22 protein-coding genes are annotated in these 23,932 nt (G+C 59.9%); 10 read left to right on the top strand and 12 right to left on the bottom strand.

Going from position 1 to position 23,932, the window contains the following annotated elements:
* The first annotated feature begins 22 nt into the window (after positions 1–22).
* The gene (locus tag QKE52_RS03515) at positions 23–4,975 is read left to right on the top strand and encodes a DEAD/DEAH box helicase (protein ID WP_347948151.1); all 4,953 of its coding nucleotides are present in this window, start codon (positions 23–25) and stop codon (positions 4,973–4,975) included.
* Positions 4,976–5,153: 178 nt separating this feature from the next.
* Here the strand turns inward: QKE52_RS03515 and QKE52_RS03510 are convergent, their stop codons facing one another.
* Together QKE52_RS03510 and QKE52_RS03505 are read right to left on the bottom strand one after the other, a co-directional pair.
* The gene (locus tag QKE52_RS03510; RefSeq protein WP_195914072.1) at positions 5,154–5,555 is read right to left on the bottom strand and encodes a hypothetical protein; all 402 of its coding nucleotides are present in this window, start codon (positions 5,553–5,555) and stop codon (positions 5,154–5,156) included.
* Between the two features lie 83 nt (positions 5,556–5,638).
* A complete protein-coding gene (locus tag QKE52_RS03505; protein ID WP_158395340.1) occupies positions 5,639–6,100 on the bottom strand; it encodes a hypothetical protein in 462 nt (153 codons plus the stop codon).
* A gap of 186 nt (positions 6,101–6,286) precedes the next feature.
* Between QKE52_RS03505 and QKE52_RS03500 the strand changes: the two genes are divergently transcribed.
* Positions 6,287–7,441, top strand: a complete 1,155-nt coding sequence (locus tag QKE52_RS03500; RefSeq protein ID WP_347948149.1) for a glycoside hydrolase family 25 protein — start codon at positions 6,287–6,289, stop codon at positions 7,439–7,441.
* Here QKE52_RS03500 and QKE52_RS03495 read toward each other — a convergent pair.
* On the bottom strand, positions 7,438–8,280 hold the full coding sequence (locus QKE52_RS03495) for a fused MFS/spermidine synthase (protein ID WP_347948147.1): 843 nt from the start codon (positions 8,278–8,280) through the stop codon (positions 7,438–7,440). The genes QKE52_RS03500 and QKE52_RS03495 overlap by 4 nt on opposite strands.
* A gap of 104 nt (positions 8,281–8,384) precedes the next feature.
* Here QKE52_RS03495 and mnmA point away from each other — a divergent pair, with 104 nt between their 5' ends.
* The 3 genes from mnmA to QKE52_RS03480 all read left to right on the top strand — a co-directional run bounded on the left by mnmA (position 8,385) and on the right by QKE52_RS03480 (position 11,465).
* Entirely contained in the window at positions 8,385–9,470 is a 1,086-nt protein-coding gene (gene mnmA, locus QKE52_RS03490) for a tRNA 2-thiouridine(34) synthase MnmA (RefSeq protein WP_347948145.1), read from the top strand.
* Positions 9,471–10,379 carry a methionine synthase gene (locus QKE52_RS03485; RefSeq protein WP_347948144.1) on the top strand — a complete coding sequence of 303 codons (909 nt, stop codon included), beginning with the start codon at positions 9,471–9,473 and terminating at the stop codon, positions 10,377–10,379. It abuts the gene before it with no gap.
* A gap of 129 nt (positions 10,380–10,508) precedes the next feature.
* Entirely contained in the window at positions 10,509–11,465 is a 957-nt protein-coding gene (locus tag QKE52_RS03480) for a DUF1963 domain-containing protein (protein ID WP_046649330.1), read from the top strand.
* A 22-nt stretch (positions 11,466–11,487) separates the two neighbouring features.
* On the opposite strand, the gene QKE52_RS03475 is transcribed toward QKE52_RS03480, so the two are convergent.
* The 6 genes from QKE52_RS03475 to QKE52_RS03450 form a co-directional block, all read right to left on the bottom strand.
* The gene (locus QKE52_RS03475) at positions 11,488–12,618 is read right to left on the bottom strand and encodes an ATP-binding protein (RefSeq protein WP_046649331.1); all 1,131 of its coding nucleotides are present in this window, start codon (positions 12,616–12,618) and stop codon (positions 11,488–11,490) included.
* 82 nt (positions 12,619–12,700) lie between these two features.
* Positions 12,701–12,964: a hypothetical protein gene (locus tag QKE52_RS03470; RefSeq protein ID WP_070515603.1), complete on the bottom strand. Its 264-nt coding sequence runs from the start codon at positions 12,962–12,964 to the stop codon at positions 12,701–12,703.
* Positions 12,965–12,985: 21 nt separating this feature from the next.
* Positions 12,986–13,249, bottom strand: a complete 264-nt coding sequence (locus tag QKE52_RS03465) for a hypothetical protein (RefSeq protein ID WP_070547392.1) — start codon at positions 13,247–13,249, stop codon at positions 12,986–12,988.
* 9 nt (positions 13,250–13,258) lie between these two features.
* Positions 13,259–14,257 carry a serine hydrolase domain-containing protein gene (locus QKE52_RS03460; protein ID WP_347948143.1) on the bottom strand — a complete coding sequence of 333 codons (999 nt, stop codon included), beginning with the start codon at positions 14,255–14,257 and terminating at the stop codon, positions 13,259–13,261.
* Positions 14,257–14,769, bottom strand: coding sequence for a helix-turn-helix domain-containing protein (locus QKE52_RS03455; RefSeq protein ID WP_049157229.1), 513 nt, complete (start codon positions 14,767–14,769; stop codon positions 14,257–14,259). The genes QKE52_RS03460 and QKE52_RS03455 overlap by 1 nt, the downstream gene beginning before the upstream one ends.
* Before the next feature lie 62 nt (positions 14,770–14,831).
* The gene (locus QKE52_RS03450; protein ID WP_347948142.1) at positions 14,832–15,503 is read right to left on the bottom strand and encodes a 3'-5' exonuclease; all 672 of its coding nucleotides are present in this window, start codon (positions 15,501–15,503) and stop codon (positions 14,832–14,834) included.
* A gap of 127 nt (positions 15,504–15,630) precedes the next feature.
* Between QKE52_RS03450 and ligA the strand changes: the two genes are divergently transcribed.
* Genes ligA through QKE52_RS03435 form a run of 3 tightly spaced genes read left to right on the top strand, consistent with a single transcriptional unit; the run spans position 15,631 to position 19,177 of the window.
* Positions 15,631–17,655, top strand: a complete 2,025-nt coding sequence (gene ligA, locus QKE52_RS03445) for an NAD-dependent DNA ligase LigA (RefSeq protein ID WP_046649339.1) — start codon at positions 15,631–15,633, stop codon at positions 17,653–17,655.
* Positions 17,652–18,422 (top strand): HAD family hydrolase, encoded by a 771-nt coding sequence (locus QKE52_RS03440; protein ID WP_175972871.1) that lies wholly within the window; start codon positions 17,652–17,654, stop codon positions 18,420–18,422. The genes ligA and QKE52_RS03440 overlap by 4 nt, the downstream gene beginning before the upstream one ends.
* A complete protein-coding gene (locus QKE52_RS03435; protein WP_070511618.1) occupies positions 18,419–19,177 on the top strand; it encodes an HAD family hydrolase in 759 nt (252 codons plus the stop codon). The genes QKE52_RS03440 and QKE52_RS03435 overlap by 4 nt, the downstream gene beginning before the upstream one ends.
* Here QKE52_RS03435 and QKE52_RS03430 read toward each other — a convergent pair.
* Positions 19,170–19,829 carry an amino acid-binding ACT domain protein gene (locus QKE52_RS03430; RefSeq protein WP_046649342.1) on the bottom strand — a complete coding sequence of 220 codons (660 nt, stop codon included), beginning with the start codon at positions 19,827–19,829 and terminating at the stop codon, positions 19,170–19,172. The two genes, QKE52_RS03435 and QKE52_RS03430, sit on opposite strands and share 8 nt — an antisense overlap.
* Before the next feature lie 210 nt (positions 19,830–20,039).
* Here QKE52_RS03430 and gatC point away from each other — a divergent pair, with 210 nt between their 5' ends.
* Together gatC and gatA are read left to right on the top strand one after the other, a co-directional pair.
* Positions 20,040–20,342 carry an Asp-tRNA(Asn)/Glu-tRNA(Gln) amidotransferase subunit GatC gene (gene gatC, locus QKE52_RS03425; protein WP_347948140.1) on the top strand — a complete coding sequence of 101 codons (303 nt, stop codon included), beginning with the start codon at positions 20,040–20,042 and terminating at the stop codon, positions 20,340–20,342.
* Between the two features lie 2 nt (positions 20,343–20,344).
* Positions 20,345–21,829, top strand: a complete 1,485-nt coding sequence (gatA, locus tag QKE52_RS03420) for an Asp-tRNA(Asn)/Glu-tRNA(Gln) amidotransferase subunit GatA (RefSeq protein ID WP_347948138.1) — start codon at positions 20,345–20,347, stop codon at positions 21,827–21,829.
* A gap of 226 nt (positions 21,830–22,055) precedes the next feature.
* Here gatA and QKE52_RS03415 read toward each other — a convergent pair whose 3' ends face one another.
* Positions 22,056–23,342, bottom strand: coding sequence for an HNH endonuclease signature motif containing protein (locus QKE52_RS03415; protein WP_347948137.1), 1,287 nt, complete (start codon positions 23,340–23,342; stop codon positions 22,056–22,058).
* Positions 23,343–23,586: 244 nt separating this feature from the next.
* Positions 23,587–23,910 (bottom strand): hypothetical protein, encoded by a 324-nt coding sequence (locus QKE52_RS03410; RefSeq protein WP_347948136.1) that lies wholly within the window; start codon positions 23,908–23,910, stop codon positions 23,587–23,589.
* Positions 23,911–23,932: the final 22 nt, after the last annotated feature.

Genomic DNA, 23,932 nt, shown 5'->3' with positions numbered 1-23,932 from the left:
CACCTTCGGGCACAATGTTCTCATGTCGAAGTTCTCTGAGGTCCTAGAACAGCTGCGTGAAAACCAACCAAAGGCAAAGTATGGCATTGCCTTTGAGAAGCTGATGGTCAACTATTTCAAGACTGACCCAACCTTGAAGAACCAATTCGATGAGGTCTGTCGCTGGACGGATTGGCGCTACAACGGCGGCAAGGCAGATACCGGCATTGACCTGGTGGCCCGCCGCGTCGATGACGGCTCGTGGACCGCCATCCAGTGCAAGTTCTATGACTCCAAGGCCCGCATCCAGAAATCCCACCTGGATTCCTTTTTCGAAGCCTCCGGTCACTCCTTCGAAACGGAAGACGGCCGCCAGCACTTCGGGAGCCGCCTGATTATTTCCACCACGGACCACTGGTCCTCCCATGCGGAGGACGCCCTGGCCAACCAAATCATTCCCACCAGTCGCATTGGCATTTCCGCCATCGCGGAGTCACCCATCAACTGGGACGTGGCCTTCCCTGGCTCGGAAGTGCGCGATAAAACCATCCAGATCAACCTCTCCCAGCGCGAGACCTTCGAGCCCCGCCCACACCAGCAGGCGGCCATCGACAAAGCCATCGAAGGGTTCAAGACTCATGACCGCGGCAAGCTCATCATGGCCTGCGGCACCGGCAAAACCTTCACCGCCCTGCGCCTAGCGGAGCGCGTCGCTGAAGACAACGGCGGCAAAGCCCGCATCCTCTTCCTCGTGCCGTCCATCTCCTTGCTCTCCCAAACTCTGAAGGAGTGGACCGCCCAGGGCCGCCTCGACATGCGCGCCTTCGCGGTGTGCTCCGATAGCAAGGTTTCCAAGAAGGCCGAAGACATCGCTGTTTACGACCTTGAGGTCCCAGTCTCCACCGAAGGCAAGGACATCACCACGCGCTTTGAGTCCGGAAAGCGTGCCAAGGGCCTCAACATCGTCTTCTCCACCTACCAGTCCATCCAGGCAGTGCACGATGCCCAACAGGTCGGCCTCGATGATTTCGACCTCGTCATCTGCGATGAAGCCCACCGCACCACCGGAATCACCTTGGCTAATGAGGACGCCAGCAACTTCGTCCGCGTCCACGACGCCGACTACATCAAGGCAGCCAAGCGCCTCTACATGACAGCCACCCCACGCCTCTACGACGAAGCCGTCAAGGGCAAGGCCGAAGAGCACTCCGCGGAGCTGGCCTCTATGGATGATGAAGCCATCTACGGCCCGGAGTTCTACCGCCTCGGCTTCGGCGAAGCCGTGGACAAGGGCCTGCTCACTGACTACAAGGTGCTTGTCATGACCGTGGATGAATCCGTGGCCGCCCAAGCCATGGCCCACAGTGAGAACAACCAGGTCAACCTTTCACTAGCCTCCGCCATGATTGGTGCCTGGAACGGCCTGGCCAAGCGCTCCGGTGAATTGCAGGGCAAGAAGGGCGGCTTTGAGGAAGACGCCCAGCCCATGCAGCGCGCCGTGGCATTTGCCAAGGACATCAAGACCTCCCAACTCATTGCGGAGACCTACCCCTCGCTCATCGGCACCCACCAGGAACTGCTCAAAGAAAAAGCAGTGCTTAACGACGTCTCCCTCACCAACGTCGACCTCCACGTCGCCGCCCAACACGTGGATGGCGGCATGAACGCCATGGAGCGCGGCACCAAGCTCTCCTGGCTGGAGTCCCCAGCAGGGGAGCACGAGTCCCGCATGCTCACCAACGCCCGCTGCCTCTCCGAAGGCGTGGACGTTCCGGCGCTGGACGCCGTCATCTTCTTCAACCCCCGTAACTCCATGGTGGACGTGGTCCAGTCCGTCGGCCGCGTCATGCGCAAGGCCGAGGGCAAGGATTACGGCTATATCATCCTGCCCGTAGCCGTGGCCAGCAACGTCTCCCCGGCGGAAGCACTCAACGACAACCAGCGCTTCAAGGTGGTCTGGCAGATCCTCAACGCGCTGCGCGCCCACGATGACCGCTTCAACGCGAAGATTAACTCCATTGCTCTTAACGGCGATCCTGGTGATCTCCCGATCATCCCAATGCCAGTCAATCCGATTCCTGACGATCCAAGCGATGCCACGAAGGAGGAAGATCCACGGGAGAAACTCAACAGCAACGATGCGAATACTGGTGGCGGCGATAGTGACGAAGCAGAGCGACGCAGGGATCTCGCTCAACAGATGGCACTGTTCCCGCTGGAGCAGTGGCAGGAAGCCATTTACACCAAGCTGGTGGACAAGGTCGGCACCCGCACCTATTGGGAAGACTGGGCCGATGATGTCGCCACCATTGCGGAGAACCAAATCACCCGCATCAAGGCGCTTCTCGACGGCGCTGACGGCTCCCTCCGCACCGAATTCGACAGCTTCGTCGAAGGCCTGCGCAACAACCTCAACGATGGCATCAGCGAAGAGGACGCCATCTCGATGCTCTCGCAGCACCTCATTACAGCACCGGTCTTCAACGCGCTCTTTGAGAACCATGACTTCATCACCCACAACCCCGTGGCTCAGGTCATGGAGAAGATGGTCAAGGCCTTGTCCAAGGCGAACCTCGATACCGAGACCGAGTCTCTGGAGAAGTTCTACGAGTCCGTCCGCGTTCGTGCTTCTGAGGTGAACTCTGCCTCCGGCAAACAGCAGGTCATCAAGGAGCTCTACGAGCGCTTCTTCCGCAAGGCCTTCAAGAAGCAATCAGAAGCCCTCGGCATCGTCTACACCCCAGTCGAAATCGTCGACTTCATCCTGCGCGCCGCCGATGACGTATCCAAGAAGCACTTCGGTAAGGGACTGACCGATGAGGGCGTGTGCATCCTCGACCCCTTTGCGGGCACCTCCACCTTCACTGTTCGCCTGCTTCAGTCCGGACTTATCAAACCAGAGGACCTCGCTCGCAAGTACGCTAACGAGCTCTTCGCCACCGAGATCATGTTGCTGGCGTACTACGTCTCCGCGGTGAACATTGAGACCACCTATAACGCCCTGCGCGAAGAGGCAGCTCTGCGCAACGGCGAGCCCGCACCCGAGTACGTGCCTTTCACCAACATTGCTTTGGCTGATACTTTCCAAATCCACGAGGAAGGCGACATCCCGGACCTCAACATCTTCCGCGAGAACAACGAGACCATCGAGCGACAGAAGCAAGCGCCCATCAACATCGTGATTGGCAACCCGCCGTACTCTGCGGGGCAGAAGTCCGCCAACGATCTCAATGCGAACCTGAAGTATCCGAGCTTGGATAAGCGCATCGCGGAGACGTATGCCGCGAAGTCGACCGCGCAACTGAAGAACTCGTTGTATGACTCGTATTTGCGTGCTTTCCGCTGGGCCACTGACCGCATTGGTGACCAAGGAGTAGTCGCGTTCGTCTCTAACGGCGGATGGATTGACGGAAACACCGGCGATGGAGTGCGCCTGTCGATGGCAGAGGATTTCACTGACCTGTACGTGTTTAACCTGCGGGGCAACCAGCGTACCGCTGGCGAACAATCGCGCAAGGAAGGCGGAAAGGTCTTTGGTTCCGGTTCCCGCAATACTGTAGCGATCACGATCGGAGTAAAAGACCCTTCGAAATCTGCTTTCGACCTGCATTATCGAGATATTGGCGACTACCTCACAGCGGAAGAAAAGCTCCGTATCGTAGATGCCTCCTCGGTAGGGAATGTGGACTGGCAATCGATTTCTCCGAACAAAGAAGGCGACTGGTTGAGCCAGCGCTCTGAAGAGTTCTCAACTTGGCCGGTTCTCAGCGCGAAGAATGAAGGCATCGCGAAGAACAAGTTTTTCGTTTTGAACAGTGGAGGAGTTGCAACTGCCCGTGATAGTTGGGCGTACGCATTTGAACGGAGAAGCTTAATAAGCAATGTAAAATCCTCACTGGATTTCTTTAACCAGATTGGTGATGCTAAGCATTTAGACCCCGCAAGGATTAAATGGTCTTCACGATACGAACAGCTCAAGAAACGGGGCATAAGGCTTTCCTTCGACGAGCGAGACTGCAGGGGAGGACTGTATAGGCCGTTTTGTCGCCAACACCTCTATTTTTCTTCGGACTTTAATGATCGTCGTGGCCAACTTCCATCGATGTTTCCAACCTCAGAGCACCGAAACATAGGGTTCTACGTAGTTAACCCCGGAAGTGCGAAGCCGTTCTCCGCGTTAGCGACCGATTTGATTCCTGATTTGGCAATGTGGGGAAGTAACGCAGGCCAATTCTTCCCTCGCTTCACCTGGGCCGCCGTCGAAGCGGACGACGGTGGGCTGTTCGGTGAGGGAGGCGTCGTTAAGCAAGGTGAAGCCAGTGTCTACGGCTCGATTGGTGAGGTCGTCGACGGCTTCGTGCGCGTGGACAACATTACTGATGAGATTAAGGCTCTCTACCGCGATGCACTGGGCTCAGACATCACGGGTGATGACATCTTCCACTTTGTCTACGGCAAGCTGCATGACCCTGTCTACCGTACGAAGTACGCGGCTGACTTGAAGAAGATGCTTCCTCATATTGAAACGCCGAGCTCGCGCGCGGAGTTCGACAAGTTCGCTGCTGCTGGCCAAGAGCTGATGGACCTTCACGTCAACTACGAGACCGTGGAACCGTGGCCGTTGGACATTCAGGTCAAGGGCGATGAGGCCGACCGTGAGACGTGGCGCGTGCTCAAGATGAAGTGGGCCAAGCGCAAGGACCCAGAGACGGGAAAGAACGTCAATGACGTGACGAAGTTGATCTACAACAAGCGCGTGACCATCGCCGGTATCCCGGAAGAAGCGGATGAGTACATGCTGGGCTCGAGGTCGGCTGTCGCGTGGCTGATTGACCGCTACCAGGTCAAGAAGGACAAGGCTTCTGGCATCGTCAATGACCCGAACGATTGGGCCGACGAGGTAGGCAACCCGCGCTACATCGCGGACCTGATTGGGAAAGTAGTGCGCGTGGCTATGGAGACCGTGCGGATTGTGGATGGCCTGGGTTCCGAATAGCGATGCAATAAGCTGCGCCTCGTTATTCGTGGCTGCGGCTCATCCTGCTCTGAATCCCTGGATAACCTGAGTTCGTGAGCGTGGGCGGGACGTCGCCAAGCACTGCGTAATAGTCAGGGCTGTGGAGTTGGCGCCTAGGGTTAGCGCCTGGAGTCGGGCCCTAGAAAAAATAGATCGCTCAGAAATACGCGACGTTGGGGATCACCGTCGCTATCGAAAGCACGAGTGCGATGATGGCGTTGCGCTTGCGTTCTGGCACGTCAGATGAGAGCGACGCGATGGCGCTGAAAGCAAAGAGTGGTGCGAGAAAAGGCGTTGTAAAACGCAGCACCGTGAAGATGACGATGCCGGGGAGTCCGTACAAGTAGGCTTCTTCGATGCCCGATGCAATGCTGTCCGCGATGAGCAGGATGAGATACCCCAGTGCCCAGCTGCACAGAAGGATGGCAGAGCTCCATAGGGCGAGTTTCTCGTTGAAGACTCCTTCCCAGCCGCGGCGTGGGGGAAGCTCCGGTTCCGTGGGTTCTGAGCGCTGCTGTGGCTCATTGGAAAAGTGAGGATCGATGGAGGGCTGGTCCATGGGGGCTGTCCTTAGTCTGCATCAGTCTTTGGTGCTGACATTGGGCTGAGGTTGTTAAGGCTTAGACATCACAGAGGCAGCACCTAAAACATGTATTTCGGGCCGAAGTAGACAACGATGGGCATTATGCTCAGTATCGCCAGCACGAGTGCGATTCTGGCGTTGCGTTTGCGTTCTGGCACGTCAGAGTCGAGTGATGCGATGGCGATGAAGGCAAAGAGGGTTGCGAGAAAAGGCGTTGCGATACACAGCCCGATGAACGCGAAAATGCCGAAGAATCCGAAGAAGAAGGACACGGCATCATCAGTGCCCGAAGCAGCGCTGTCTGCGATGAGCAAGGAGAGCAACCCCAGCGCCCAGCCAGCCAGAAGGATAGCGGAGCCCCATAGGGCGAGTTTCTCGTTGAAGACTCCTTCCCAGCCGCGGCGTGGAGGTAGTTCCGATGCTTTGGACTCCTGGGGCGCGTTGAGCGCTTGGGGTGCGTTGGGCGTCTGTGGTTGTTGTGGCTCGTTGGGAAGGTGTGGGTCGATGGTGGGTTGGTCCATGGCGCTGTCCTTCGTCGGCGTCGTGTTCACCTGATGGGGTGGTGGCGATGTGAAGCGCAGTTTAGCAGCGGTTGCTGCTGTTGGGAGCGGCTGTTGGGGAGTTGAGTTGATGGTTGTGGCAAAAGAGTTCAATGTTTCGTGTGTTGCTTCAGTGATTAGTGTTAAAGCGGAGGTAGTGTGGCGCGCATGAGCCATGCACGTCGCCTTGTTACCGCCGCCGTTACCGCAGTAGCGGCCGTGGCACTGTCCGTATCCACCGCCGTTGCCATTCCGTCCTACGCACCTTCCGGTGTGGATGTCTCCGGAAATAACCACGCGTCCCTGCGCGGCATCGATTGGGATGCCGTGAAGTCGGACGGCCAGTCCTATGCCTTTGTCAAGGCCACCGAGGGCGTCGGGTTCGTCAACAACCACTTCGTGCGCGATGCCAATGCTGCGGCTGCTGCTGGTCTGAAGGTCGGCGCCTACCACTACGCGCGCCCGGCACGTGATGCTAAGCAGCAGGCGGCCAGCTTCGCCTCTCAGATCGCGTTGGTGCCGACGCAGACCCTGCCGCCGGTGCTCGATATCGAGGTTGATGAGGGACTGAATGCCGACCAGCTTGCTGACTGGATTGATACCTTCATGACGGAGGTGAAGTCCCTGACCGGGCGCACGCCGATGCTGTACACCTACAAGTACTTCTGGATGGGCCAGATGGGTAACACCACGCGCTTCTCCGAGTACCCGCTGTGGTTGGCGGCCTACCAGGACACCGCGCCGGACCCGGTCGGCGGCTGGGACAGGCTGGCCTTCTGGCAGCGCTCCGGCAGCGGACGCGTGGCCGGCATTGAGACCGACGTTGACCTGAACCTCTTCAACGGTACTGAGGCGCAGCTGCACTCTTTCTCTGCTGGCAACTACATCGACTTCGGCGGCATCTTGGATGACCTGGTCATTCCGGGCGTGGACCTGGGTGATGATGCCGGCGTGCTGATTGCCGGAATCCTGGCACTGGCAGCAGGCGCGGCGGCCGTTCCTGCTGTGGCCGATGCTGCGAAGGATGCGGGTCTAGACGTGGATCCGACCGGGCTTGTGAAGCAGGCAGAGAAGCTGCTCAACACCGGCGCTATTAGCGTTGATGACCTCAAGAGCCTGGCAAATAACGACGCCACCGTCGGCGACCTAGCCATCTTCCTGGATAACGCGCAGCACCTGCAGGACTTTGATGCCAACAACGTCAGCGAGCAGGACGTGGAGAATGCCAGCCGTGCTGCCCGCAGTGCTGGTCACGCCGCGGGTGTGGAGATCCCGGCATTTGATTCCAAGCAGGTGGCGGACCTGCTCAAGAGCCTGCGCTAATCGTCGGCGGTTGCTGCGACGTCGTGGCGTGGGCTCGCGCCGGTAAAGAAGCGGCGGGTCCAGGACTCGTCGCGGAAGTGTGCGGGAACCGCACCGGAGAGTAGCGGCTTGGCTAGGGCGGCGGCTTCGGGGGAGCCGTCGACAGGCAACTCGGTATCGGAGCCGATGAGGATGATGTTGCCGTAGCGCCGACCCTTAAGCATGGGAGGATCGGCGATAACGGCGACGTGCGCAAAGACCTCCGCCATGCCAGCCAGTTCCGCCTTCGCGCCCTGGAGATCGGAATGGTCACCGCAGTTGGCAACGTAAAGACCGCCGGGGGATAGGGTGGCGTGGGCGTGCTGGAAGAACTCTGTGGTGGTGAGAGGTTCTGGCGTGACAGCGCCCGCGAAGACATCGCGGATGATGACGTCGAAGCGGTTCGGCGGGAAACCTTCGGTGACCGCGCGTGCCTCGCCGGCGCGGATTTTCACGCGAGGAGCGGAAGGAATATCGGCCAGTTCCCGGATGAGCTCGGCCAATTTGGCGTCGAGCTCGACGACGGTGTTGTGGGAATCCGGCCAGAGATCCGCGAAGTAGCGGGGGAGAGAACAGCCACCGCCGCCCAGGTGGAGCAGGCGCTTGCCAGGCGCGAGGTTCTCCACCGCGGCGGCAATCCAGCGCATGTATTCAAACTCGAGGGTGCGCGGTTCATCGGGGATGAGATGTGAGGAGGGCACGCCGTTGATGTTGAGGATGAAGGCACCGTCGCGGAAGGGATCCGGCTCGACGACGAGCTCGCCGGTGGAAATCTCGTAGGTGCCCGCGATGGAATTGGTGGTGTTGCGCTTTCTGCCCATAGTGCCTCTTAGCTTAGGGAATAGGCTGCGTGGTTCGTGTGTTGGGGTATGAGGTGCACCGCGACTAGCCTTGGTGGGCGATAAAGAAACGAGAAGGGGAGAGCATGCGAGTATTGGTAGCCATGTCCGGCGGCGTCGATTCCTCGGTCGCAGCCGCGCGTGCGGTGGAGGCGGGCCACGACGTCATTGGCGTGCACTTGGCCCTGCACAAGGATGCGCAGCAGACACGTGAGAAGGCACGCGGCTGCTGCTCCTTGGAGGATTCCGCCGATGCCCGCCGCGTGTGCGACAAGCTCGGCATACCCTTCTATGTGTGGGACTTTTCCGAGGAGTTCAAGGAAGCCGTCATTGGTGATTTCGTGGACTCCTATGCCCGCGGTGAGACCCCGAATCCGTGCTTGCGCTGCAATGAGAAGATCAAGTTTGCAGCTTTGCTCCGCAAAGGCATGGCGCTGGGCTTCGATGCGGTGGCCACGGGCCATTACGCCACAATCGACGATGATGGCTACATGCGCCGCTCCTTGGATGAGAACAAGGACCAGTCCTATGTGCTGGGCGTTATCACTAAGGAAGAGCTGGATCACTGCTTCTTCCCGATTGGCGATACCCCGAAGCCGCAGATCCGCGAGGAAGCCAAGCGCCATGGCTTCTCCACGGCGGCCAAGCCAGATTCCTATGACATCTGTTTCATTCCGGATGGCAATACGCAGGCCTTTCTGGGCCGTTCCATCGGCCTGCGCCCGGGCATGATCGTGGACACTGAGGGCAATGAGCTCAAGGAACACGACGGCGCGTGGAACTACACCATCGGCCAGCGCAAGGGCCTCGACATCAAGACGCCGACTGCCGACGGCTCCCCGCGCTACGTCACCGACATCGACGCGGCCACCGGTACCGTCACCGTGGGATCGCGTGCCGACTTGGCCGTAACCCGCATCGAGGCTGACCGCCTGAAGTACCTGCACCCGGCTATGGAAGGTGACTTCGACTGCGAGGTGCAGGTGCGCGCCCACGGCTCTGTCGTTCCCTGCCGCGCTCACGTGGACCGCGAGGCCGACCGCATGACGCTGGAACTGAAGGAGCCTCTTTCCGGTGTGGCTCGTGGCCAGGCGGCTGTGCTCTATCTGCCGAGCCCGGATGAGCTGGGCGATATTGTCCTGGGCTCCGGCACCATCTGCGGGACGGTGTAGATGACGGGATTCGCCCTTGGCCCCATGCCCGGTACCTCCATGGCGGAAGCAGCGGACATCATCATGGGGGAGACCGAGCTTCCCGCCATCCCGCAGCTGCCCGAGCGTGGGCTCGGCTCCGATGCTGTGGGCCGCACGGCCAGCATGCTAGATGCGATCTCCATCGACCGCGGCCCGCGCTCGTGGCGCATGACGGCGCGCCCGCAGCTGCTGACCCGGCGTACGTGGGACCGCTTGGAGCGCGACCTCGATGAGGTTCAGGAGGTCTGGGGCGAGACCGTGCCCCGTATTAAGGTGCAAGCGCTCGGTCCCTGGTCGCTCGCGGCGAGCATTGAGCTTTCCGACGGCCACCGTGTCCTTACCGATCGCGGCGCCTTCAACGAACTCGCAGAGTCACTTCTCTACGGCCTCCGTGCCCACGCCGCGGATGTTGCGCGCCGTTTCCACGGGGAGGTCGTCGTCCAGCTCGACGAACCACTCCTCGCAGACGTTATCGCCGGCCGAATCCCCGGCACCACCGACTTCGATACCATTCCGGCGGTCCCAGACGAGGTAGCTCTTGAGCAGCTTCTCGTCTTCGAGGCCGACTACCTGCACGCCCCGCCGCTGTGGTCAGTGGCGCCTGCAGCCACGACCTTCCTCACGGATTTCCGTGGTCTGGAGACCCCGCGCCACCTGGACGGACTGGGTGAGCACCTCAACGCGGGCCACCGCATTGGTCTGGGCCTTGAAGGTTCCGATGCCCGCGCGGAGGCCATTGCGCTGGCCCGGCATCTCGACCGCATCGGCATGCCGCGCGAGCTCCTCGTCGACCGTTTCGACGTCTATCCCGTCAAGGCTTCCGCTCGTTCTCTGCGCTCGGTTAACGAGACCGCCGGCATTCTCACCCGCGATGCTGGGGATCTCTAATTGAGCTTTCACCTGACCTAGGCCTCGAATATGAACCAGAACAGGCTAGATATCTATTGCAGCATGCTTTCTTTTGAAGGATAATCCCTGATTAAATCCCTCGTTGTCCTAGAGAAAGAACCACCTGCCATGCCAGAGTTCACAGCACAGGTTAAAGCGTTACGTTCGATGATCGAGTCCGGAGAGCTCGTCTCCGAAGATGCCGATGACCTAATCCAACTTGCCAAGCCAGGCGTCGTCCTTCCCTACTCCAACGGCACTCCCACCGAACATGGCTCGTACTTCGGAGGTAGACCGTATCTTCCGGAAGGTTCGACATGGCCCATTTCAAAGAACGGTCAGCCATTACTCCATATCATTCAGCTAAATTTTGCCGATATTGTCTGTCATGTGCGTGCGGAGGGGGCGTCGGAAAGCGAAGCAACTCTCGACGGATTGATTCCGGAGTCAGGAATTTTTCAACTCTTCGTCGGTGCTGATCCGTTCTTCGGCGGTTTCGATTCGGATTCGCCTGGCGATGGCATGGAAATTCGCTATATCCCTGAGCCTGCGGAAGGCTTTGGCAACCACAGCTTTCCTGGACCTCATACCGCGGAGCCTGCTGCCTTCGATGAAAAGCACGAGGATTTTTGTTCCCCGTTTAGCAAGGATCTTGGGGAGGTTATGAACTCTCCGATCTCCTTGTCTAGTGCAGTGGCAATGGTCCCTCCCACCGACTATGCAGTGTACGAGGCTTTGAAGTCTAGAAAAGGCGATGACTTTCTTGAAGAGTTTGATTACTTTGACGAGCTGGTTGAGTTGCGAGCCGCAGCCAGAAACCAAAGCGACATTATGCTTGGCGGTTTCCCAGCCTTCGCACAAGACCCTACGCAGCCTGAAGGGTACGTTCACTTCCTAGAAATCGATTCCACATATCTGGAAGAAGAAGAGCTTCCTTTCGAGGCCATGTGGGGTGACCTCGGTGTGGCCCACGTATTTCTGCACCCGGACGCATTGAAGAAAATGCAGGCTGGCGAGGCTGTCGTGTACCGCTCCGAAAACACTGGCAGGGCCGATGGTGCTGTCTTTTACTGGGATTGCGGCTAGTTTTGCTTCCCCAATTTCCCTTTTAATCAATCCTCCCCAGGCTGTCCGTCGCGGTGAAGTAGGCCTCCATATAAGGGATGACGAACTGGAGTTGGCCGTGTGCGGTGGGCTCGATCAGGTCGGCGTCGATAAGCCTTTGGCGCGTGGCCGACAGTGAGCGCACCGTCCGGTCCTGGTGAGCGGCGATGTTCTTGATTTCCGCCGTGCCGTTCTCCATAACCGCGCTCATCGCTTCGAGGAAGAGGCGCTGCGCTGGCGGAAGCGCCAGGGTAGCGGGCTGGTGGACCTGGGCGCCGAGAACCGAGATCGCCTCGGCTGACACTGCCGCGACGTCACCCTCCTCGATGCGGCTTCCACCCTCGCGCTGCGCCTTTCCCCAGGCCAATGAGCCCACCAGCTGCACCATGTAGGGGTAGCCTCGGGACAGCCGCACCGCAGCCGCAACCGCATCCTCGGTGAATTCGAGTCCGGACTGCGCCGCGGTTTCTGTGAAGGCCACCTTGGCGTTCGCGGGGGAGAGCGGCCCCAGAACGAACTTCTGCGCGCGGCGCAGGAAGGTCACACCCGGCAGGTCCAGCAGGCGGTTGACTCCCTGCGGAAGGCCCGCGGCGACAATAGCGACATCGAGCTCATCGCGCACCAAGTCTTGGTAGGTCACGGCCAGGGAGGTGAGGTCCTCGGCGTCTGCGTCCTGCACTTCATCGATGGTGAGCAGTACGCCAGTGCCTTTGAGCAGGCCTAAAAGCTCGCGCAGGCGGGTGTTCAACGTCGGTTTATAGGCTTCCTCGGTGTTGTGCTGGATGCCGATGGTTGCCAGGCCGCCAATACCGACGCGGTTGACCTTGCTCTTATCCGCCGGGGCAAGCTTGTCTATGATGCGCGGGATGGTGGTGTCCACGAGTTCCTCCACCAAGGAGCTGCGTCCCGAGGCCCGCAGGGTAATCCACCCGCGGCTAGAAGCGATATCTTCGAGCTCATTGAGCAAAACCGTCTTACCGATACCGCGGGCACCGCTGATGATGAGCGAGCGGCCCGGGCTGCCCGGCTGGGAGTCGAGTGCAGCCCGGAAGGTGTCGAGCACTGCCGTGCGCCCAACCCAAAAGAGTGGTGGAACGCCGAAGGTGGGGCGGAATGGGTTCTCATGTGGGGACATAGTCTCAATCCTAGGGCATTGGGAGATTTGGGAGACTTTTCTAAAAGCGGAGATTTGGGAGACTTTCGTCCCCCAGGTGGAATTAGGCGTCCCGCCCCGCCCGAATGGCGCCGACGATGTCAAAATCGCCGTTTATAGCTATAGGGTCACGCTGGGTGAGCTCCGCGAGCTTTTCCTGGACGCTGGGACGCGGCGAAAATTCAGGGCGTGAAGCTGTGGTTGTCAGGAGATCGCGCAGGTAGTTTTCCAAAGAAACCCCAGCGGCGTCAGCGCGCTTCTGAAGGGTGGCAATTACGGAGGGATTGACGTCGTGGATATGGACCGTGCGGTAAGCGGGAGCAGTCATAACGTCAGTGTACGGGAGGACTTAGATTGTGCTTGCGGGCTTCGAATCCATAGCCCGCCAGGCCACCGCACCGGCGTACACAGCACATGCGGCGACGAGGCCATACCACCAGAAGAAGTGGAGGTCCGCATTCCAGGGCAAGGTATATCCGATGAGCACGATGACGATGGCAGTGATTGCTACGGAAATAACGCGCGAGGCTGTCTTCCCTGGGGTGGTGAATGCCTTCCATGCGGACCATAGAAGGGAGGCGATGATAACGATCATGCTGATGGTGAGTAACACGGTGTCTCCTTAGGATCCGAGCTCGTCGAATAGAGCTTGGGCGAGGTCTTCGGTACCGGCGAGGGAATCGTTGTTGGCGAAGGCAGCGCGTTTGGTCTCTGGTTCGATGATGAGCATCGTCGAGTAACCGTATGTACCGCCGTTGTGCCAGTACCCAGCATTGTTTTCGCTGGGAGGCTGCCAGCCGAAGTCGGTATCGCCGTTGTCCATGAACCACTCGGCGAACTTGGCCATGTCACTTGCCGTGGAGCGGATGGCTCCCGCGGGTGCGGAGCCTTCCATCTCCCACGGCTCAGCGTGGCGGCCGGTGGGGGTTAGGCCGCGTGGAGCGTCGTCAGGCACAGAGCCCGGCGTCATGAGATAGGTTTCTGTCATGCCAGCTGGCTCGAAGATGCGTTCTTTGAGCATCTGTTCATAAGGTTGCCCGTCAACGGTCTCGAGCATGTGGCCCAGGAGCCCATAGCCAAGGTTTGAATAGGATTCTTTACCGCGGTCTTTTAGTTCGGCCTCCGTGGCGGCAGCCACGATGTCCTCAATGGTCTCACCTTCATAGGGGTTCGAGCCGGTGACACCCGAGGCGAGATTGCTGAGGAGGCTCGCGCTCGCCAGTCGCGGTAGGCCAGAGGTGTGGTCGAGCAATTCTTGGACGGTGACGTCAGCGACGGGCGCATCGCCAACATTGAGGACCTCGCCCACAGTGGTGTCAGTTCTCAGTTTTTCCTCTTCGACGAGCTGGTGGGCCAGTTCGCCAGTGAACATCTTGGTCACGGAGCCGATTTCGACCTCCGTGTGCTCGTCGCTGCCCAGTCCCGCAAAGGTGACCTTGCCGTCCTGGAGGGTAAAGGCAGTGAGGTTTTGGAAGCCGGACTCTGAGTGCTCTTTCAACTGGGCAGCTAAGGCTTCGTCACCAGTTTTGTCTTTTGCCAGGGTAATCCTTTGCGGCCCTGTGATGAGCAGGATGGCTGCAACGGCAATGGCAGCGATGACGGCTAGGGACATTCTACGCATTAGTGGTCCTCGCTCGCGGTGATGATGGTGAGAAGGGGGATAACTCGGGCGGGGCGGATGGAATACTCGCCGCCAGACTTCGTGGTCCAGCCGGCATGGGTCAGCGCGCTCAAGTGGTGGTAGGCGGTGCCGGTAGAGGAGACGATGTCTTCTTCGACAAGCTCTGCGGCTGTCGCGGGTGCGGCGAGCAGGCGGCGCAGGATTTCGCCGCGGACTGGATGGGCAAGAGCGGATAGGCGCTCGAGGTTTTCTGCCCAATCCTCGTCGGTGACGAAGTTCGTGGGGCGCTGCCATTGATAGGCATAAGTGCGCTTGCCGACGTTTATGTTGCCGCCAAAGATGATGGAGCCGTCGGGAAGCTGCTCGTTGGGTGCGAGGGCGTCGACCAGCCAGTAGGCCGAGCCTTCTTCCGCGGTGGATGCGGGGCCGGCGTCGGTGGGCGTGGTGCGCCCCTCAAGCGCGGCGACGCGCGCTTCGAGTTCGGCGAGGCGTGCTTCGACTGTCGTTTCCATGGTTTCTAGAATTCCAGAACTCTAGAAAACTGGCAAGTGCTATTTGGGTGAGGGGGTGGGAGTTAAGAAATCATCGGCCACGCGGTGGAGACATCCGAGGCGTCCCGCCCGCGGCCTTCCAGGTACTTCTTGAAGGATTCGCGGTCCTTGTACCACTCGACGGCCTGGTACTCCATGAGCTCGTTGGTATCCATCTGGGCTAGCTCAGGGAAGTGCTGGCGCACCTGCTTCCAGGCCACGCGGGCGGCCGCGAGGGCGTCGGCAGTCGCCTCATGCGCGTTGCTCAATTCCACGCCGTAATGGGCGGAGACCTCCTCCAAGGTGCGCTTGCCCTTGCGCCACTTATCCTTAACGCGGTCGATAACGAAAGGATCGAACACCGGGCCGTTGACCGTGAAGTCCCCGGTCAGCGCGCGCAAGACGGAGAGATCGTAGGCAGCGTTGTAGACAATGAGCGTGAGTCCCTCGTCCCAGGCCTGATAGATGGAATTGACCGTCTCCTTGAGCACCTCCTCGTGGGGGCGACCTTCCGCGCGGGCCTTCTCAGTAGTGATGCCGTGAATCTTGGCGGCTTCCTCGGGGATCTCCACGCCGGGGTCGGCGAGCATTTCCCGCTTGTCTACTTCACGCCCGTCGATACGCACCAGGGCAGAGGTGACGATGCGGGCTTCTTTGGGCTTTACGGAGGTGGTCTCGAGGTCGAAGGAGAGCATGCGGGTGGCGTCGAAGTTCATGGACAACACTCTAGCGCCCGGCTCGGACACGCACTGTGGAAGTGCTGCAGAATGACGGACGAACTCTTGCAGAATGACCATCCGCAGGTCACAGGCTTGTCCAGAGTCCCCGCTACACTAGTGACTCGTGAGTGATGCAGTAGATATCCAACGCGAATGGTCCGAGCTTGCCCAGGAAGTGCGCAAGCACCGTGAGTTGTACTACAACGGTGAGCCGTCAATCCCGGATGCGGACTTTGACGCGCTCTTCCAGCGCTTGCTGGCGCTTGAGGCGGAGCACCCGGAGCTGCAGACCCCGGATTCGCCAACCCAGCAGGTCGGTGCTGCGCCGGAAGGTGCTGTCGACATCGAGCACCTGGAGCGCCTGTACAGCTTGGACAACGTCTTCAGTGCGGATGAGCTGCAGGACTGGCTGGACCGCACGCCGGCCGAGGCTTATCTGACCGAGCTCAAGATTGATGGCCTGTCCATTGATTTGGTCTACCGCGATGGCAAGCTCGTCACGGCGGCCACGCGCGGTGATGGTCGTGTGGGCGAGGACATCACCGCCAATGCACGCGTTATCCCCGATATCCCGCACGAGCTGACGGGTACCAAAGAGTATCCGGTGCCGTCCCTGGTGGAGGTCCGCGGCGAGGTGTACATGCGCCCGGATGAGTTTGAGGAGATCAACTCCGCGCGCCGCGAAGACGGCAAGCCCACCTTTGCCAATCCCCGTAATGCGGCGGCGGGCGGGCTGCGCATGAAGGACCCAGAGGACGTCAAGAAGCGTCGGCTCCACATGGTCTGTCACGGCATTGGCGCGCGCGAGGGATTCCAGCCCACCTCGCAGCACGATGCTTACAAGGCCCTAGAGGCTTGGGGATTTCCGGTGTCTCCCTATACCCAGCGGGTCACCACAGCCAAGGAGGTACAAGAGCGGGTCACGTACTGGGAGGAGCACCGCCACGATGCCTACTTTGAAATGGACGGGCTTGTCATCAAGGTCGATGACCTGGCCAGCCAGCGCGCCTTGGGCGCGACTTCGCGCGCGCCGCGCTGGGCTATTGCCTATAAATACCCGCCGGAGGAGGTCACCACCAAGCTGCTCAACATCGAGGTCGGTGTGGGACGTACCGGGCGCGTGACGCCTTTCGCCATCATGGAGCCGGTCTTCGTCTCCGGCTCGACCGTTTCCATGGCCACCCTGCACAACCAATTCGAGGTCAAGAACAAGAATGTCCTCATCGGGGATACCATCATCATCCGCAAGGCCGGAGAGATCATCCCTGAGGTCCTCGGCCCCGTTCTGGACAAGCGCGATGGCAGCGAGACTGAATGGGTCTTTCCGGAGAATTGCCCTGCCTGTGGTACGAAGCTGGCTCCGCAGAAGGAAGGCGACCAGGACTGGCGCTGCCCGAACACTCGTAGCTGCCCGGCCCAGCTGGCGGCACGCCTGGAATACCTGGCTTCCCGCAAGGCGCTCGACATTGGCGAGCTGGGGGAGAAGGCTGCCGCGGATCTGATTTCCTCCGGAGTGCTCAAGGATGAGGCGGACCTCTTCGATCTCGATGAACAAGCACTCCTCAAATCCTCGGTCTACACCACGCAGAAGGGCGCGCTCAATGCTTCGGGTAAGAAGCTGCTGGAGAACCTCAAGACGGCCCGCCAGGCTGAATTCTGGAGGGTGCTCGTCGCGCTGTCGATCCGCCACGTCGGCCCCATTGCGGCACGTGCACTAGCCACCCGCTTTGGCTCCATGGAAGTGCTGCGCGCAGCATCGGTCGAGGAGCTGGCGGATACCGATGGTGTGGGCACCATCATCGCGGAATCCTTCAAGCAGTGGTTCGAGGTGGATTGGCACGACAACATCGTGCAGAAGTGGACCGCCGCCGGGGTCACCATGGAGGAGGAAGCCAGCGATAAGCCGGCGCAGACCCTTGAAGGCATCACCGTGGTGGTGACCGGTACCTTGGAGAACTTCACTCGTGATTCGGCCAAGGAGGCCATTATCACCCGCGGCGGAAAGGCATCCGGTTCGGTGTCTAAGAAGACGAACTACGTCGTGGTCGGAGAGAATGCCGGATCCAAGGAACAGAAGGCCCGCGATCTGGGGCTGACCATCCTGGATGAAGAGGGCTTCACCCGTCTGCTGGAAACGGGCGAGGCATGAAGCTAGCCGCCTTCGACCTCGACGGCACCATCTACTTCGATGGGTATATGCCTGAGGAAGTCCCAGAGGCCATTGCGCAGTGGCGCGCTGCAGGCAACCTCGCCGTCGTGGCCACGGGTAAGTCGCCGCACTCGGCGCGGCGTGCGCTTGAGCCTTTCGGCGTCGAGTTCGATTACTTCCTGCTGTGCAACGGCACCGTCATTATGGATGGCGACTATGAGTTGCTCTATGAAAGCCACGTGCCGCCCGAAGTAGTCCGCGCTGTGTATGAGCGGGTTCGTGATATCCCGAAGCTCGACCTGTACTGCACGCGCCTGGAAGGCCTCGATGGCCACCTCGTGCGCAACGTAGCGGGCGTTCACAATCCCATCATCAGCGAGCCTGAGGCGGTCGCGCCTGAGCGCATCGAGAAGGAGGTCTTTCCCCTCGTAGCCGCCTGGACGCCGGGTAACCCAGAGCTACAGAAAGAGATCGCGCAGTGGGTGACGGACCGCTTTCCCGTCGGCACCGCGATGAACCGAAACTTCTTCGATATCACGCCGCCCGGCCACGACAAGGGCTTTGCCTTGACCTGGCTGCTTCAACGTCTCGGTCACGAGCGTTCCGCGACTGAGCTCATCACCTTAGGCGATGGTCACAATGACCTGCCTATGCACGCGCTTGCCGACGTCTCCCTGACCTTCCCCTGGGCGCAACCCGACATCCAGGAGGCGTGCACCGCGGTGGTGGACTCGGCCGTGAAAGGTCTAATACACTACGGGGCATGAAGATTGCGGCTTTGGACATGGATGGAACCGTTTACGTCAACGAAGACATAACTGAGGCCGTAAAGGAAGCCATCGCTGCGTGGCGGGCCGCTGGCAACCTCGCCATCTCCGCGACGGGCAAGTCCATCGCCAATGCACGCAACACCCTTGAGCCATTCGGCGTGGAGCTGGATTACCACGTGCTCTACAACGGCACCGTCATCACGGACGGCGATTACTCGATCCTCCACGAGGAGCACTTGCCCAGCGATATCGTCCAAGCCGTCATCGACCGTTTCACTGGGCTGCCGTTGAATATCTACCTCACAGGCTTGTCTGGAGCAGACCAGGTGGTGTGGGATGGGCTGGCTGGCCGGGAATCCTCGATGGTGGCGAATACGGAAGTGATGGATCCGGGGGACGTCGCCAAGCGCAGCACCGTTCTCATGTCCCTGTGGATTCCAGGCAACGCTGAGCTGCGCCGCGAGGTCGACGAGTGGGTCCGCGCGAATTGTGCAGTCGAGTCCTCGTTCAACTGCGACTTTTACGACATCATGCCGCCCGGGCACAACAAGGGCGAGGGCTTGACGCGGTTGCTTGGCCACCTCGGTCACGAAGGAGCTGAACTCTACACCTTCGGCGATAGCTTTAACGATCTCTCGATGCACTCCATCGCCACCGAGTCCTTCACGTTCCCGGGAACGCAGATTACCGACGAGGTGGACCACGTGGTTCCTGACGTCGCCGCGGGACTCAACGCATTGCTAACTAGGTGAGGAAGGCGCCCAAGATAGCGCCCAAGTCACCCAAGTGCTCGACCTCGGAGGCAAGGTAGTCCGGTCCGCCGACGCGGCCCATGACGACGACATACTTCGTGCCCACGAGGGGAGCGGCAGCCAGCGCGGATTCGATCAGCGTCCACGACTCAGGAATCCACGTGTCCTTCTCCGGATTGAGCACGCGCGCCGAGGTGATGTTGAGGTCGGTGGGGATCGAGCCGTCGTCGGCAGGCGCGGCGTCGGAGGCAGCAATGCGGCTGATCTTGTCGTCATTAGCAATGACGATGGCCCAATTGGAGGTCAGCGCCTTCGGGATTGCTGCACACACCTCCTTCATCGCGGCGGTGACGTTGCGTTGCGAAGCCACCTTAGCCAGCACGTGGATCTGCCCACGGCGGTCAACGCGTCCACTGAAGGGGCGGATGGAGTCAACTTCTACGCCCTCCACGGTCTGTGCAGCGGTGATGATCTCATCAGCCATGGTGGACTGGGGGAGATCGAGGACGATGTCATCCATGACCGTGCCGTCCGGGAAATTCTCCACGATATCCACGGAACGAATATCGGCCTCGATGCTGCCCATCGCGTTGGCGAGGAGGCCAAGGCTGCCGGGAGTGTCAGGGAGTAGGACACGGACGAGATACGACATATCGTTCTTTCTGGGGGAAGATGACTAGGTAGGGAAATCGCTGATGCGAATAGTTTGTACAACTTGATCGATGGTACCCAACGTATCGAATACTATTCAATAGCTTCAGTGGTGTGTAGGGGGAGGAGTGGTGGTGGCGTGGCACCAGCCGTGCAGTACCATGGGTGCTTAGCTATCAACCGTCTCAATGAATAAAAGGATGGAGTTCGCGTGTCTGATATTTCGCGTGACGAGGTCGCGCACCTGGCAAAGCTGTCGCGATTGGCCCTGAGCGAGGAAGAACTAAAACAGTTCGCCGCGCAGATCGACGAGATCGTGGACTCGGTGTCCGCGGTTGGCAAGGTCGAGGCTGAAGGTGTGGAGCCGATGTCGCACCCGCACTCCGTTAACGCCGCGATGCGTGAGGATGTCATCGTGCGCACCCTCACCGCTGAGCAGGCTCTGGATCAGGCGCCCGCGACCGAGGATGACCGCTTCATGGTTCCGCAGATTCTGGGTGGAGGAGACGAATAAGAATGGCACAATTCATTGCGCCCACCGAGGGCATTACCGCACTGACCGCCGCCGAGCTGGCTGAGAAGATTCACTCTCGCGAGCTCACCTCCCGCGAAGTAACTCAGGCCTTCCTGGACCGAATCGCGGAGACCGATGGTGATCTCAACGCCTTCCTGCACGTTGGTGCTGAGGAAGCGCTGGCGGCTGCCGACGCCGTCGATAAGTCCCTCGACGCCGGCGAAGAACCAGCCTCTGCCCTGGCTGGCGTGCCGCTGGCGCTCAAGGACCTGCTGGTGACTACCGACGCCCCCACAACCGCCGCCTCCAAGATGCTGGAAGGTTGGGTCTCACCCTATGACGCCACGCTGGTGACCAAGCTGCGCGAGGCCGGTATTCCGATCCTGGGTAAGACGAACCTCGATGAGTTCGCGATGGGCTCCTCCAACGAGAACTCCGCTTATGGTCCGGCCCACAATCCGTATGACACCGAGCGCACTCCGGGCGGCTCCGGTGGTGGTACCGCGGCAGCCCTTGCTTCTGGTCAGGCTCCGCTGGGTATCGGTACCGACACCGGTGGCTCTATTCGCCAGCCGGCCGCTCTGACGAACACCGTGGGCGTAAAGCCGACCTATGGCACGGTGTCTCGCTACGGCCTCATCGCCGCTGCAAGCTCCCTGGACCAGGCTGGTCCGACTGCCCGCACGGTTTTGGATACCGCACTGCTGCACGAAATCATTGCTGGTCACGACTCCTTCGACGCCACCTCCGTGGACAAGCCGGTTGCGCCGGTAGTCGCCGCTGCCAAGGAGGGCGCTAATGGCGATCTGTCCGGCGTCAAGGTTGGCCTGATCAAGCAATTCGAGCGCGATGGCTGGCAGCCGGGTGTGATGGAGGCCTACCACGCAGCCGTTGAGCAGCTAAAGTCTCAGGGCGCAGAGATCGTTGAGGTCGACTGCCCGCACTTCGATGACGCTCTCGCTGCCTACTACCTCATCATGCCGTGTGAGGTCTCCTCCAACCTGGCCCGCTTCGACGGCATGCGCTACGGCCTGCGCGTGGGTGATGATGGAACCCACTCTGCGGAAGAGGTCATGTCCCTGTCCCGCGCGGCTGGCTTCGGCCCCGAGGTCAAGCGCCGCATCATGCTGGGTACCTACGCCCTGTCCGTCGGCTACTATGACGCCTACTACCTCCAAGCGCAGCGTGTTCGCACCCTCATTGCACAGGACTTCGAGCGTGCCTTCGAGCAGGTCGATGTCCTCGTTTCTCCGACCACCCCGACCACAGCCTTCAAGCTGGGCGAGAAGGTCGAGGACCCGATGGAAATGTACAACTTCGACCTGTGCACCCTGCCGCTGAACCTCGCCGGCGTGTGCGGCATGTCTGTGCCTTCCGGCATGGCATCCGACACCAACTTGCCCACCGGCCTTCAGATCATGGCACCGGCATTTAAGGATGACCGCCTGTACAAGGTCGGCGCCGCCTACGAAGCAGGGCGCAAGTAGTACACACACTTCGGACCAGCCCCTAGTGCGCATGAGCCGGGGTCTTTCACTGACGTGGGAGGCCGCCGGCCTTCGTCGTTTTATCCGACGGTGTGTGTTCATTGGTTCGTAGTCTTTCTCTTTTCCTTTCAGTTTCCTTGGTCGGGTTTCGTCGTTTGAAACGACGAGTCTGGGTTCAGCCTCCGCGGAGTGTGTCTGAGTTCTTCGTCGTCTGGAACGACGGGGTTTAGAAGGGGATGTCGTCGGTGCCGGCATCAGCGTCGGTCTTGCTCTCATCCTTGGCTTCGGCTTCTGCTTTGGCTTTGGCTTTGGCTTGTTGTTGTGCGTAGTCGTCGAGTTCTTGTTTTAAGTGTTGGGCTTGCTCGCGTACGCGTTTCCTGGTGGCGGTGATGTGTTGGGCTACTGTTTGTGCCCATCGTTTCTGTTTTGGTGCTAGTGGCCCGTCGGCTTCGGTAATAGTCCAGGTGCCGTCTTCATATAGCCAGATGACATCCCCGCTGTAGGGGTCGAGCAGGTATTTGAGGCTGCCATCGGTTTTCATGTTGTGATGACCCTGGCATAAGCACGCCAGGTTCTTCGGGTGGGTGGGCCCGCCTTCAGCCCAGTTATGCCGGTGATCCAACTGGCTAAGGAAAGCTGGTTTGCCACAGCCGCCGACCCGGCAGGTACCGTCGCGTCCTTCGACATGTTTGCGCATGATGATTCCTGGTTGGTAGCCATCTGCTTCGGCGACGTCACCGGTTAAGTCCCGGGTCTTATCATGCGGCATCGGCTTAGCCCGCCAGCCGAAGCCTTCAATAAAGGTTGGTGCATCCTCAATGTCGCAGGCCTGGTAGGTGTGTAACACCACGGTAGCTGGAGGCTTAATCTCACCGGAGAGCAGTTTTATGACTGCCTCCGGGACAGTGATGTCTTCCTTAGCGGCGGTGTGGTGGATGAAGGCGTCGAGTTTAATGCCGGTGTCTTCATCACAGTGCAGTTCCAGCCAGGCTGAGGTGCCGTTAGAAGAAAACCGGTACGTATTTTTAGGGCGGGTGTCCTGGTAGGCGATGGAGTTATCGAGGGTTTTGCAGATGTCGCGGACTTTGCGCCTGATTTGACTGCGTGTGGGAAAAGCCTGATTCGGCTTAGAAGGGGTGAAGAAGTCAGCCAGGAGAGTGTCGATAAAGTCCAGGGTTTCATCAGTCAAGGCTGTCAGTGCTGACATGGGCTGATCAATAGCAATGAGGGACTCGATGTCGAGCAGGCAGTGGGTGTCTTGTATGGCTTTGACTTTCGGCAGGCTATCTAGGCGGTGGATAGCGCGCAGGCCGGATTTGATGTGGCCTTCGGGCAGTGACCAGGCAGCAACTAGGGATAGTGCGGTGGTGTTGATATCAGCCTGCAGGCTGGGCATAGCCCCGACCCAGGTGTCATAGGCAGCTCGTCGTGCTTTCGCGCGGGCTATGGCGTGTGGGTTATTCGGGTTAGTAGTTGAGAAGAAAAAGGTTGGTGGGCGTGTGGCAGTGGTCATGGGTATCTCCCCCGAGATAAACATGTGTTAGAAGAAGTGTTCTAACCATGATTCTAGTACCACACACTCCGTATGGCTATAGCTCGTGGTGAATTCGTGTCAAGTCGTTACTATAAACGGGGGTAGACACCATGCGTTAGCCAGCACGTTCGATGGCACAATGTTGGATCCTTCGCCTGTGCAAGAGCGCAAAACGCCCCCTCCGTCCGTCAGTGACAGCGCGAAGGGGGCGTGGGAGGGGGATCTACTTGGCGTCGGAAAGCGCGTAGGCAGCGCCGGCGCTCGCGGCAGTGACGGCAAGAACTGCGGGCCAGGAACCCATCTTCTTAGCCAGCGGGTGGGAGAGGCCAAAGGCGCCGGTGTACAGAGCCGCAAGGCCAGCGGTAGTGGCCGGGTTCGTCTTAGCCCACCAGCTGCGGCCCGCCCACACGCCAGCGGCGGCAAGCACCACGCCGCCAAGCGGGCGAATGCCAGTCTCCCGGGCGGTGAGCCAGCCGCCGATAAGTCCCAGCGTGACGGTCGCTGCCGTCGATACGTCCTGCGGTTTCTTGATATCAATCATTCCCATGCGCCTCAGTTTAGGCCGCGTG

The sequence above is a fragment of the Corynebacterium sp. c25Ua_47 genome, from assembly GCF_039907205.1.
GTDB lineage: Bacteria > Actinomycetota > Actinomycetes > Mycobacteriales > Mycobacteriaceae > Corynebacterium > Corynebacterium hiratae.
Note: the sequence above shows the minus strand (reverse complement) of the source record. Positions and strands in the feature narration are given on the sequence as shown.